Annotated in this window: 13 protein-coding genes; 5 read left to right on the top strand and 8 right to left on the bottom strand. The window is 63.1% G+C overall.

Annotation, left to right across the window (positions count from 1 at the left end; all coding sequences use genetic code 11):
- Positions 1-106: 106 nt before the first annotated feature.
- The 3 genes from ahpC (at position 107) to KDB76_RS18525 (ending at position 2,715) form a co-directional block, all read left to right on the top strand.
- On the top strand, positions 107-670 hold the full coding sequence (ahpC, locus tag KDB76_RS18535) for an alkyl hydroperoxide reductase subunit C (protein WP_004375926.1): 564 nt from the start codon (positions 107-109) through the stop codon (positions 668-670).
- A 124-nt stretch (positions 671-794) separates the two neighbouring features.
- A complete protein-coding gene (gene ahpF / locus KDB76_RS18530) occupies positions 795-2,357 on the top strand; it encodes an alkyl hydroperoxide reductase subunit F (protein WP_013973179.1) in 1,563 nt (520 codons plus the stop codon).
- Positions 2,358-2,526: 169 nt separating this feature from the next.
- Positions 2,527-2,715: a hypothetical protein gene (locus KDB76_RS18525; RefSeq protein ID WP_038409935.1), complete on the top strand. Its 189-nt coding sequence runs from the start codon at positions 2,527-2,529 to the stop codon at positions 2,713-2,715.
- Between the two features lie 4 nt (positions 2,716-2,719).
- Here KDB76_RS18525 and KDB76_RS18520 read toward each other — a convergent pair whose 3' ends face one another.
- The 6 genes from KDB76_RS18520 to KDB76_RS18495 all read right to left on the bottom strand — a co-directional run bounded on the left by KDB76_RS18520 (position 2,720) and on the right by KDB76_RS18495 (position 7,799).
- Positions 2,720-3,367, bottom strand: a complete 648-nt coding sequence (locus tag KDB76_RS18520) for a DUF480 domain-containing protein (protein WP_025339663.1) — start codon at positions 3,365-3,367, stop codon at positions 2,720-2,722.
- Positions 3,368-3,546: 179 nt separating this feature from the next.
- Positions 3,547-4,758: a serine/threonine transporter SstT gene (gene sstT / locus KDB76_RS18515; RefSeq protein WP_038409934.1), complete on the bottom strand. Its 1,212-nt coding sequence runs from the start codon at positions 4,756-4,758 to the stop codon at positions 3,547-3,549.
- Positions 4,759-4,836: 78 nt separating this feature from the next.
- The gene (locus KDB76_RS18510; protein WP_023662368.1) at positions 4,837-5,406 is read right to left on the bottom strand and encodes an N-acetyltransferase; all 570 of its coding nucleotides are present in this window, start codon (positions 5,404-5,406) and stop codon (positions 4,837-4,839) included.
- 78 nt (positions 5,407-5,484) lie between these two features.
- Positions 5,485-5,829, bottom strand: coding sequence for a carboxymuconolactone decarboxylase family protein (locus KDB76_RS18505; RefSeq protein WP_013973174.1), 345 nt, complete (start codon positions 5,827-5,829; stop codon positions 5,485-5,487).
- 119 nt (positions 5,830-5,948) lie between these two features.
- Positions 5,949-6,848, bottom strand: coding sequence for a lipid A hydroxylase LpxO (gene lpxO / locus KDB76_RS18500; RefSeq protein ID WP_023662367.1), 900 nt, complete (start codon positions 6,846-6,848; stop codon positions 5,949-5,951).
- Between the two features lie 147 nt (positions 6,849-6,995).
- Positions 6,996-7,799 carry a hypothetical protein gene (locus tag KDB76_RS18495; RefSeq protein WP_031325150.1) on the bottom strand — a complete coding sequence of 268 codons (804 nt, stop codon included), beginning with the start codon at positions 7,797-7,799 and terminating at the stop codon, positions 6,996-6,998.
- 125 nt (positions 7,800-7,924) lie between these two features.
- Here KDB76_RS18495 and thpR point away from each other — a divergent pair, with 125 nt between their 5' ends.
- Positions 7,925-8,470, top strand: a complete 546-nt coding sequence (gene thpR, locus KDB76_RS18490) for an RNA 2',3'-cyclic phosphodiesterase (protein WP_013973172.1) — start codon at positions 7,925-7,927, stop codon at positions 8,468-8,470.
- A 105-nt stretch (positions 8,471-8,575) separates the two neighbouring features.
- Here the strand turns inward: thpR and KDB76_RS18485 are convergent, their stop codons facing one another.
- Positions 8,576-9,481 (bottom strand): AraC family transcriptional regulator, encoded by a 906-nt coding sequence (locus tag KDB76_RS18485; protein WP_024087366.1) that lies wholly within the window; start codon positions 9,479-9,481, stop codon positions 8,576-8,578.
- A 180-nt stretch (positions 9,482-9,661) separates the two neighbouring features.
- Between KDB76_RS18485 and calA the strand changes: the two genes are divergently transcribed.
- The gene (gene calA / locus KDB76_RS18480; RefSeq protein WP_038409933.1) at positions 9,662-10,714 is read left to right on the top strand and encodes a vanillin reductase; all 1,053 of its coding nucleotides are present in this window, start codon (positions 9,662-9,664) and stop codon (positions 10,712-10,714) included.
- A 179-nt stretch (positions 10,715-10,893) separates the two neighbouring features.
- Here the strand turns inward: calA and KDB76_RS18475 are convergent, their stop codons facing one another.
- Positions 10,894-12,213, bottom strand: coding sequence for a hypothetical protein (locus tag KDB76_RS18475; protein ID WP_024087365.1), 1,320 nt, complete (start codon positions 12,211-12,213; stop codon positions 10,894-10,896).
- Positions 12,214-12,292 lie beyond the last annotated feature (79 nt).

Genomic DNA, 12,292 nt, shown 5'->3' with positions numbered 1-12,292 from the left:
GCCAAAACCAATCAAAAGCATGAGCTTTGCCAATGAGCCTTTATCGGGACCAGCGGTTAGGATTCTCTCCATCAACTGATTCCAACCCCATGAAGGAGCGTCTCTCATGCCAATCATCAACAGCCAGGTCAAACCGTTCAACGCCACCGCCTACCACAAAGGCGAGTTCGTCCAGGTCAGCGAAGCCGACCTGAAAGGCAAGTGGTCTGTCGTGTTCTTCTACCCGGCCGACTTCACCTTCGTCTGCCCTACCGAGCTGGGTGACCTTGCTGACAACTACGCCGAGTTCCAGAAGCTGGGCGTGGAAATCTACGGCGTGTCCACCGACACCCACTTCACCCACAAAGCCTGGCACGACACTTCGGACACCATCGGCAAGATCCAGTACCCGCTGATCGGTGACCCGACCCACGTTATCTCGCGCAACTTCGACGTGCTGATCGAAGAAGCCGGCCTGGCCGATCGCGGTACCTTCGTGATCAACCCGGAAGGTCAGATCAAGATCGTCGAACTGAACGACGGTGGTGTAGGTCGCGATGCTGCCGAACTGCTGCGCAAGGTGAAGGCTGCCCAGTACGTCGCCGCTCACCCAGGCGAAGTTTGCCCGGCCAAGTGGAAAGAAGGCGAAGCCACCCTGGCTCCATCGCTGGACCTGGTCGGCAAGATCTAAGCCGATGCGCATGTCGCGGGCGGTAGCCAGCCGCCAAAGCTGAAGTACCTACCGCCCCGTAAAGCGCCCGGGCGAGTTCGCCTGGGCGTTTTTGTATCCGAGTTTTGAAAAAGGAATCGCCCGTATGTTGGACGCCACGCTTAAATCGCAACTGAAAACCTACCTGGAGCGGGTCACCCAGCCGATCGAGATCGTTGCCTCCCTCGACGACGGCGCGAAATCCCGCGAATTGCACGACCTGCTGGTGGAAATTGCCAGCCTGTCGAACCTTATTACCTTCAGCGCGGACGGCAACGATGCCCGTCGTCCATCGTTCTCGCTGAACCGCCCGGGAGCCGACATAAACCTGCGCTTCGCCGGCATCCCCATGGGCCACGAATTTACCTCGCTGGTGCTGGCACTCCTGCAGGTCGGGGGCCACCCGTCCAAGGCCAGTGCCGAAGTGATCGAACAGATCCAGGCGCTGGAAGGCGAGTTCACCTTCGAGACCTACTTCTCGCTGTCGTGCCAGAACTGCCCGGACGTGGTCCAGGCGCTGAACCTGATGGCGGTCCTCAACCCCAACGTGCGCCACGTGGCCATCGATGGCGCGCTGTTCCAGGCGGAAGTGGAATCGCGCAAGATCATGGCGGTGCCGAGCATTTACCTGAACGGCGAAGTGTTTGGCCAGGGCCGCATGGGCCTGGAAGAAATCCTCGGCAAGATCGACACCAACGCTGGCAGCCGCCAGGCCGAAAAGATCAACGCCAAGGACGCCTTCGACGTGCTGGTGGTCGGTGGTGGCCCCGCCGGCGCCTCGGCAGCTATCTATGCCGCGCGTAAAGGCATCCGCACCGGTATTGCGGCCGAGCGTTTCGGCGGCCAGGTGCTCGACACCCTGGCCATCGAGAACTTCATCTCGGTACAGGAAACCGAAGGGCCGAAGCTGGCCACGGCGCTGGAAGAGCACGTCAAGCAGTACGACGTGGACATCATGAACCTGCAGCGCGGTGAAGCGCTGATCCCGGCCACCGATGGCGGCCTGCACGAAGTACGCCTGGCCGGCGGTGCCTCGCTCAAGGCCAAGACCGTTATCCTGGCTACCGGTGCCCGCTGGCGTGAGATGAACGTGCCGGGCGAACAGGAATACCGCGCCCGTGGCGTGGCCTACTGCCCGCACTGTGACGGCCCGCTGTTCAAGGGCAAGCGCGTGGCGGTGATCGGTGGAGGCAACTCGGGTGTGGAAGCGGCCATCGACCTGGCGGGTATCGTCGCCCAGGTAACGCTGATCGAGTTCGACAGCCAGCTGCGTGCCGATGCGGTACTGCAGCGCAAGTTGCACAGCCTGCCGAACGTGAAGGTGATCACCAGTGCGCTGACCACCGAAGTGCTGGGCAATGGCGAAAAGGTGACCGGCCTGCGTTACAAGGACCGCACCACCGACCAACAGCATGAAGTGTCGCTGGAAGGCATCTTCGTGCAGATCGGCCTGCTGCCGAACACCGACTGGCTGAAAGGCACCGTCGAGCTGTCGCCGCGTGGCGAGATCATCGTCGATGCCAAGGGCCAGACCAGCATCCCGGGTGTGTTTGCGGCGGGTGACGTGACGACTGTGCCGTACAAGCAGATCGTGATTGCGGTGGGTGAGGGGGCCAAGGCATCGCTGGCGGCCTTTGACCACCTGATCCGCACTTCGGCACCGGCGTAAGCCTGTACCGGCCTCTTCGCGGCTAAAGCCGCTCCCACAGGTACTGCGCAGATTTTGCAAACTGTGCAGATCCCTGTAGGAGCGGCTTTAGCCGCGAAAGGGCCGGTACAAGCAAAGCAATAACCGAGGATGTCTATGATTACTGCAGACACCCTCAGGAATCACACCCATGACCCTGATCAGCCGCGAACCCTGGTGGCTAGTCCCCCCAAAGCCCGGGCAGCAAGAGCAGGACCTGCACTGGGGCTACCTGGAAATCTACGCCGACGGCCGCACCGTGTTCGTCGACCAGCGCCCCAGTGACCTGGAGCTGGCCGAGCGCAAGAGCTGCCGCAACTTCCCCGACCCCGAGCCGTGACGGCTCAGCCTTCCAGTTCGGCCAGGCGTGCTTCCAGCGCCGCGATGCGCGCTTCGAGGGCTTCGATGCGTTCTTCCGACACATTGCCGCCGCTGCTGCGTGCCCCACCTTCTTGTTGCCGGGCAGCCAGGATTGCCTCGATTTCGGCCGGGTCGCCCAAAGCATGGGTGTAACGGTCTTCGCGCTGGCCGGCCTGACGCGGCAGGTGCAAGGCCAGGCCGCGCGAGATCAGGCGCTCCAGCTGGTGCTGGATCTGCTCGGTGTCGTCGAAGTCGTGCAGGCGGTTGCTGCGGGTCAGCAGTTCGTTGAGGGTTTGCGGCCCGCGCAGGAACATCAGGCCCATCAGCACCAGTTGCGCCGGCACCAGCTCAAGCGCCTTGTCCACCCGTTGTTCCCAACGGTCGGCGCGGCTGCCCATCTGCAGGCGGGTCATGTCCTGCCCTTCGAGGGCGCGCAGGGCTTGGCCGACCTGGCCTTGGGTGAGGTTCATGACCGGCTCGCGACTGGTCTTCTGGTTGCAGGCCAGGACCAGGGCGTTGAGGGTCAGCGGGTAGCTTTCCGGGCTGGTGGCCTGCTTCTCGATCAGCGAGCCGAGAATACGGATCTCGATGCTGTTGAAGCGGCCTTCGCCGGCGGTTTCGTGTTCTGACATGGCCCTGTCTCATTGCTGGGGAAAGGCCACTAGCCTAGGTAAAGCGCCAGGCTTAAGCAATCACTGGGATCATCGCCGGCAAGCCAGCTCCCACAGGTACAGCACAAGCCGTAAGGCCGGCACTATCCCTGTGGGAGCTGGCTTGCCTGCGAAAGGGCCGCACAGCGGCCCCGGCAATCTCAAGCGTTGCGCCGCTCTTCAGCCTGGCACGCCGCCGCGGTAAACAGCACATCGGTCGAAGAATTCAGCGCCGTCTCGGCCGAATCCTGCAGCACGCCGATGATGAAGCCAACCGCCACCACCTGCATGGCAATTTCGCTCGGGATGCCAAACAGGCTGCACGCCAGTGGAATCAGCAGCAGCGAGCCACCGGCCACGCCCGAAGCGCCGCAGGCACAAACCGCCGCCACCACGCTGAGCAGCACGGCGGTCGGCAGGTCCACCATGATACCCAGAGTATGCACCGCCGCCAGGGTCAGCACGGTAATGGTGATGGCGGCGCCGGCCATGTTGATGGTTGCACCCAGCGGGATCGACACCGAATAGGTGTCCTCATGCAGGCCAAGGCGCTCCGACAGGGCCAGGTTGACCGGGATGTTGGCTGCCGAGCTGCGAGTGAAGAACGCAGTGATACCGCTTTCGCGCAGGCAGAGCAGGGTCAGCGGGTAGGGGTTGCGGCGGATTTTCCAATATACGATCAGCGGGTTCATCACCAGCGCCACGAACAGCATGCAGCCGATCAGCACCACCAGCAGGTGCAGGTAGCCGAGCAGGGCGTCCAGGCCCGATTGGGCCAGCGTGGCGCTGACCAGGCCAAAGATGCCCACCGGGGCGAAGCGGATGACCACGCGTACGATCAGGGTCACGCCATTGGACAGGTCCTCTACCACGGTGCGGGTGGTTTCGCCGGCATGGCGCAGGGCTACGCCCAGGCCGATGGCCCAGGTCAGTACGCCGATGAAGTTGGCGTTGAGCAGGGCGTTGATCGGGTTGTCGACCGCACTCAGCAGCAGGTTCTGCAGCACCTCGGTAATGCCCCCCGGCGCGCTCAGCGCAGCGTCGCTGGTAGTCAGCACCAGGTTGGACGGGAACAGCATGCTGGCGACCACGGCGACTACCGCTGCGCTGAAGGTGCCCAGCAGGTACAGCCAGAGGATCGGGCGGATATGGGTTTCCTGGCCGTGGCGGTGGTTGGCGATCGAGGCCATGACCAGGATGAACACCAGCACGGGCGCCACCGCCTTGAGGGCGCTGACGAAGACTTTCCCGAGGAAGGCCATGTCGCGGGCGATGGCGGGCGCAAGCAGGGCCAGGGCGATGCCGGCGATCAGGCCGATGACGATCTGCGTCACCAGGCTGGTGCGGTTGAGGAAGCGGAGGACGGGGGTCATGTGCAACGATATCCCAGCATGTTCAAAAAGGGCGCGACTTTACCATAGACCTTCGTCGAGCAGGGCGGCCTGAAGAAGTCAGCGCCCGCGCCGCCGCGACACCCGCGCCTCGATGTTCTTGCGCCCGATCAGCAGTGGCGGCTTCTCCACTACCGGCTCGTCCGCCAGCCACTTGTACATCACCAGGCAGTCCACCAGCCCCAGGCGGGCATGGCGATAGGCCTTGGGCAAGCGGCCAACGGTTTCGAAGCCCAGCTTGTGCCACAGCGCCACCGCTACCTCGTTGGTGGCCACCACCGAGTTGAACTGCAGGGCCAGAAAGCCCTCCTGGCGTGCCTGTTTCTGGGAGTGCTCGCACATCAACCGCGCGACGCCGCGGCCGCGTGCCGTTTCACAGACCATGTAGCCGCAATTGCCCACGTGCCCACCGGGCCCGGCGGCATTGGCCTTGAGGTAATACGACCCCAGCATCGCGCCGTCATCCTCGGCCACGAATGTGCGCATGGGCAGTTCCAGCCACAGCTGGCGGGCCTGTTCGAAGCTGAGGGCCGGGTCGAATGCGTAGGTCTCACGGGCCTGTACGACGGCCTGGAAGGTGGGCCAGAAGTGTTCGAAGTCTTCCGGTGTCATGGGGCGGATGTGGATCATGCGGGTTCCTGCAAGGGCTGGGCCGCCCAGTCTGGGTGGCGCGGCGCCGTCGCGCAAGGGCGGCGACGCCATTTGCGTTCAGCCGTTGGCCTTGCCCACCGCATCCATGGCACGTGCCGAGTACACCAGCGCGGCACCAGCGTTCATCGCCACGGCCACGCCGAGGGCCTCGGCGATTTCCTCGCGGCTGGCACCGTGCTTGACGGCCTGCTGCGAATGCACCGCGATGCAGCCATCGCAGCGTGTGGTCACGGCCACGGCGAGGGAGATCAGCTCGCGGGTCTTGGCGTCCAGGTGGTTGGTCTTGGCCCCTGCGCCGCTGGCGGTCATGTAGCCGGCCACGGTGTCAGGGGAAAGCTGCTTGAGATCGCCGATGCCGGCCATCAACTGCTTACGGTAGGCGTCCCAGTCCATCATGCTCATCGTCTTCACCTTGGGGAGGTTGCGAGTGGAGCTTTCAGGCTAGTCGAAGAGTGGAAAGTGTGAGGCTTGTACTTTGGTTGGTTGCGCGCAGGCCTTTGGACTGCGCGCTCCCACATCGATCAGATATAGATGAACACCAGCACCAACGCCGCGACGAACGCCCACTTCTCCAGGTAGTAGCGCGTGCGGTTGCGCTTCTTCAGCGCCTTGCCACGTTCGCGGATCTTGTAGATGCGGGTGAACAGACGGTTGATGCCACCGGTCTTGTCGCCGGCATCGTTGGGGGCGGCGGCAGCGGCCATGACGTTGCGGCTGAACCAGCGGTTGAACGCGGTCGCCCAGCGGTACTTGAGCGGGCGTTCCACGTCGCAGAACAGGATGATGCGGTTGTGCTCAGTGGTATTGGCCGCGTAGTGGATGTAGGTCTCGTCGAAGACCACGCCCTCGCCATCGCGCCAGGAATACTTCTCACCGTCCACATCGATGTAGCAACCATCGTCGTTAGGCGTGTCCAGGCCCAGGTGGTAGCGGTACGAGCCGGCATACGGGTCGCGGTGGCGCACCAGCTTGGCGCCCGGTGGCAGGGTGGCGAACATGGCGGCCTTGACCGTGCCGATGCCTTTGAGCAACTCGGTGGTGCGTGGGCACAGGGTCATCGCCGACGGGTGGCTTTCGCCGTACCACTTCAGGTAGAAGCGCTTCCAGCCGGTCTTGAAGAATGAGTTGAAACCGACATCATCGTAATTGTCGGACTTCTTGATTTCGCCCACATGCAGCAGCTGTTGGGCTTCCTCGCGGATTTCCTGCCAATGGTCCTGCAGCGTCTGCAGTTCGGGGAAGGCCTCCACCGGCAGGTAAGGCTTGGCCGGGTGCCGGGAAAACAGGTACAGGAAGCTGTTGACCGGGGCCAGGAAACTGGAGTGGTCGCCCAGCTGACGGGTCAGCTTGTGGCGAACGCGACCGCGCAGGTGAACATAGGCGATCGAGAGGACGAAGATGAGGACTAAGGCGATTTTCATGGGCGGATACGTCAAGTAATGGCCATGCGTGATGGCTAAGCCCGCCAGCATAAACAATCGAGTCGATGCTTTATAGAAGAATGTGACGCAACAGTGGCAGACCTTGGTACAAGCGTCACCGCTGTGCCAAGGTCTGCAGGCGATGCATCAGGCCAGAGTAGCCTCGATGCGGCCATCCGTGATGCGATGGTCCTTGCCTTGGTAGCTGACCACATAATCAGTGAATTCGGCGGTCAGGGTCCTGTTCTCCACGTTCCACTCATGCTGCAGACGGCCCCCGGTCAGGGGATAGTACAAACTGCCAATCAAGAAGAACAGGCGTGCGTGGTGTTCACTGAACAGCATCATGATGCCTTGGGTAGCGTTGTCCACTTGCTGTTTTGCGGTGAGTTGGATACGCCCGTCTTCCAGCTCCCTGGATTTGATGGTTTGAGCGTCGAGGTTGCCCAGCGAGGGGAAAATGGCAGGGTCGATGTTGGCCTTGACCTGGCCGGTGCTGGAGATGCATTGCGTCGCATGGTCGGCCAGCGACAAGGACAGCTTGCCATCCACGATGTCAACCTGGCCCATGGTGTCTACAATGGTGAACTTGAACTCTGCCTCCAATGCCTTGGAAGCCTGATCCATCTGGACAATTCGTATTTCCCCTTCGGTCGCCCAACCTGAGCGGCCAATCGAACTCGAGCCGAAATAGGCGTTGATCTCGGCTTTCTGACCTGGGCCGATCTTGTGGGATTCGCCTGTGACCAAGCAGCTTTCAGGGATATCCATGTGGATGAAGCTATGAACGTCATCCGATCCCTCCTTGTAATGAGCGGCAAAAAATGTGCGGTTGCCCTCACTGACATCTGTTTCTACTTCAGAAGCCTTGAACGCGTACTCACGCTGGCCCCACTTCAGTACTGCTTGCATGGGAGGTTGGGTATTACGGGTGTGCTGACGCTGTTTCATAACCGTATCTATATGATTGAATGGAGACCTCAGCGTATGGTTTGGGTCCCTGCCCGCGAAACTGGCAGCCCTGCGAGTTTCCCAGCGCATCAGTACGTGCTTTGCGCATCTTCAGGAGCGGCACGATGACACCGGTCAGCGGACGTATCGAAAAACCATTCAAGCGCCTGTTCTTCGCCTTGCCGGTGAGCGATGCCCAGCGCCGCGCCCTGGCCCAGTGGCGACGTGGCCTGAGCCTGCGCAGCGGAAGACCGGTGCCGGCCGCCAACTTCCATGTGACACTGCTGTTTCTCGGCGATGTGGATACCGCCCATATGCCTGCTATTTGCGCGGCGGTCGACCAGCTGGAGCTTCCAGCCACGGCACCACGGCTGTTGCTGGACCGCCTGCAGGTGTGGCAGCGGGCCAGCGCCTTGGTGCTGGAGGCGCAGAAGACCCCACCGGCCCTGTTGCAACTGGTGTACAGCTTGCAGCAGGCGCTGCTGCCGTTGGGGGTGGACGCGGCCGACCGTGAGTATCGCCCGCACCTGACGCTGGCCAGGGATTACCGCGGCCAGCCGCCAGAGGCCAGCAGCGCGCCGGATTTCTACCTCGCCGCCCGCCATTTCACACTGTACGAGTCGCGCAAGGGCGCCTACTGGCCATTGGCGCAATGGCCGCTTTCAAGCTGATTCAGGCCATGCAATACAGTTGCAGCTATCTCGACCGCATTGACCTCAAGGGCTTTGCTATCCCGGTGGGAGCCAGCTTGCCGGAGATGGGGCCAGGGCAGGCGATTACACTGGCAGGCTCTGGTACGGCAATTCATCCCCCGGGCTGCGGTCGAACTGGCGCTTGTACTCGCGGCTGAACTGCGAGGTGCTCTGGTACCCCACCCGGTGCGCGGTCTGCGCCACCCCCAGGCCTTCGCCGATCAGCATCTGCTGCGCCTTCAGCAGCCGCAGGCGCTTGAGGTACTGCATCGGCGCCATGTCGGTGCAGCGCTTGAAGTGCTCGTGGAAGGTCGAAACGCTCATGTTGGCGCGTGCGGCCAGCGCTTCAACGCTCAGCGGCTCGGTGTAGTGTTCGCGCAGGTGGGCAAGGGCGGCGCCGATGCGGGCGAAGTGCCCTTGTTGCTCCACCAGCGCCCGCAACACGCCCGCCTGTGGGCCGCGCAAGGCGGTGTACAGCACCTCGCGTACCCGCGCCGGGCCCAGCACCTTGGCGTCCACCGGGTCCTGCAGGCAGCGCAGCAGCCGTTCCACGCATTCGCGCATCGGCGCATCGAGTGCAGCCGAGGTCATTGAATGCGGGGTTTGCGCCTGCACCGCGGCATCCGGCGCCAGGGCCATGCTTTGCACCAGTTCACCCAGCACGCCGCGGTCGATGTCCACCGCCACGCCCAGCAACGGTGCTTCGGGGGTGGCAAAGGTTTCGCACATGAACGGCACCGACAGTGCCTGCACCAGGTAATGCCCGGCGCCATATTCCAGGGTACGCGGCCCCAGGCGCGCCAGCTTGCTGCCTTGGGCCAGGATCATCAAGCTGGGTTCGTAGATCTGCGGGCTGCTGGCCACATAGTGGTCCCAGCTCAGCACCTGCACCTGGGGCAGGTGCGTGGGCACGAAGCCTGGGCGCGTGGCAAGGCTGCGGATCAGTGTGCAAAGCGGCGCATTGGCGTCGACGTGGCGGGTCAGTTGCATGATGGACCTGGGCAGAGGATCAGACAGTTTGATCATCGCAGAATGAACGCTCGGCGCCAGATGCTGCATGGCATCTTCGGAGAATCAGGCATCGATACCGGAGAATCAGTCGTGGGCGAAGCGACGCATGGCGCGCAGAATGCGCAGCCTGAATCGTTTCACTTCATAGCGAGGCCCTGCATGTATACCGCCATCGGTTACGCCGCCCAGACCCCCACCAGCCCTCTGGCTCCCATGACCTTCGAGCGTCGCAGCCCGCGCCCTGACGACGTCGCCATCGACATCCTTTACTGCGGCGTATGCCACTCCGACATCCACCAGGCGCGCAACGAATGGGGCATTGCCGTGTACCCGCTGATGCCTGGCCACGAGATCATCGGCCGCGTCACCGCTGTGGGCGACAAAGTGACCACACACAAGGTCGGCGACCTGGTCGGCGTTGGCTGCATGGTCGACTCGTGCCGCCACTGCGAAGCCTGTGCCAAGGACCTGGAGCAATACTGCCTGGAAGGGCCGACCATGACCTACGCCACCCCGGACCGGGTCGACGGTAGCAACACCATGGGCGGTTACTCCAGCAGCATCGTGGTCAGCGAGCACTTCGTGGTGCGCATCCCGGCCGGCATGGACCTGCCCAGTGCCGCGCCAATCCTCTGTGCTGGCATCACCACCTATTCGCCGCTCAAGCACCACGGTGTCGGCCCTGGTCACAAGATCGGCATCCTCGGCATGGGCGGCCTGGGCCATATGGCCATCAAGCTGGCCAAGGCCCTGGGCGCCGAAGTGACCCTGTTCACCCGTTCCCAGGCCAAGGCCGAGGAAGCCCGTCGCCAGGGTGCCGACCATGTGATCGTGTCCACCGATGCCGAGCAGATGCGCGCCGCGGCGGGCCGTTTCGACTTCCTGCTCGATACCATCCCGGTGCAGCACGACCTGAATCCGTACCTGGAAACCCTTAAATTCGATGGCGTGCACATCCTGGTCGGCCTGATCGAGCCGATCGACCCGGCAGTGCATGCGGCCAATCTGGTGATGAAGCGCCGGGTGCTGGCAGGGTCGTTGATCGGTGGTATTGCCGAGACCCAGGAAGTGCTGGATTTCTGCGCCGAGCATGCGATTCGTTGTGATATCGAGTTGCTGGATATCCGCAATATCAACCAGGCGTATGAGCGGATGATTGCCGGGGACGTGAAGTACCGGTTCGTGATCGATATGGCCACTTTGCAGGGCTGATTGGTTGCCTGCCCCGGCCTCTTCGCGGGTGAACCCGCTCCCACAGGTATTGTGCAGGTTTCAGGTTCTGTATTGAACCTTCCCACAGAGACTGCACAGACCTTGGCGCCTGTGATGTCCCTGTGTGAGCGGGTTTACCCGTGAAGAGGTCGGTACAGGCAATGAAGATGCGGGATCTGTCACCAGGCCAATGCCCTGTCCCAGCCTTTCCAGAACAACCACCGCCGTACCTCGCCATGCGCCCCGGTACCGATTTGCCAGGCTGGCCGCCCGTTGTCCAGGGCAATCACCGAAACGAACCCGGCATGGCTCGCCGCTACCAGCGTACGCCCGTCGGCACTGATATCCAGCGCACTGATGGTCGACCCCAGGTAATGCTGCCAATGCTCCGTGCCATCTTCGCCAAATGCCCGCAGGTAACCATAGGCATCCCCCACGATATATTCGCCCTCGCGCGCCACGCCGGCATACACCCGTGCGCCATCCTGTACCAGCGGGGTACGCGGGTCCTGGCTGTAGTAGTCGGTATCCAGCCCCGGCAAGTCGGCCACCCTGACGGCCAGCGTGGCACCGCTATAGAAATGGCAGGCATTGACTATCAACTGGTCACCTGCACGATTGAACAGCGCAAAGTGCGGATACTCGCTGGCCGGGCCGATGGCCGCCACGGGCCTGAGCTGGTCGTCCAGCACCAGGTGACGGCTGCCTTGCTCGCCAACCACGATCAACCGACCATCCGCCGATACCGCACCGTGCTCCATGCTCAGCCCCAGGCTGATGTCGTCCGGGTCGGTGCCTTCGTCCAGTTCGTCGAGCACCCGCGCCTGGTGCGGCAGCAGGCGGGTCGCGCCGTGGCGGGTCAGCAGGAAGATACCCTCGGCGCTCACCAGCAGCACCCGCTGGCCATCCGGGAAGGGGATCAGCGCGGTCGGCGTCGGCGGCAGGTCGAAGGGCTCGAACGGGTAACCCGGCGGCAACCCCTCCAGCCCCGTGGGCCAGGCCAGGCGCAGCACCTGCGGGCCGCCCCAGCCATCGGTCACGCGTATGCCCTCGGCATTGGCCAGGGCGAAATAGCGGCGGGCCGGGCAGCGGCCGAAGTGATCGACGCCGATTACCGGGGTCACCCCGAGAGGGTCAATGCGCACCACCTGGCCTTTGTCATGCGGCATGCCGATACGTGCCAGCAGGCTGCCATCCTCCAGCAGCAGGACGTTGCCGATGCCTTGCCCGTGCTCCTTGATCAGCGGCAGCAAAGGGTGGTGGGCGGGCGGCCAGGCTTCGCGGAAGGCTTGCTGCTCAAAGGCTTCGACGCCGGGCCGGTTGGCTGCTTGCAGGGCCTGCAGCCAGGCATCGATCAAATGCTCGGTGGCCTGCGGCAGGGGCTCTTCGAGGTCATCCCAGCCTTGCGCGCGGCCCTGCGCGACATAGTCGTTGACGGCCTGGGCATAGGCGGTGACCGCCTGCTGCCACTGTTGCTGCTGGGAGTGCTGCTGGTCCATGAGCGGATCGGGCTCCTTGTTGCATACGCGTTCGCACAAAGCGCGCATGTTACTCCTTCTGCCCGCCTCGCGGTTGTGA

Origin of the sequence: Pseudomonas sp. JS425 (assembly GCF_018223845.1) — a bacterium.
GTDB classification, from domain to species: domain Bacteria; phylum Pseudomonadota; class Gammaproteobacteria; order Pseudomonadales; family Pseudomonadaceae; genus Aquipseudomonas; species Aquipseudomonas asiatica.
This window is presented reverse-complemented; position numbering and strand designations above follow the sequence as displayed.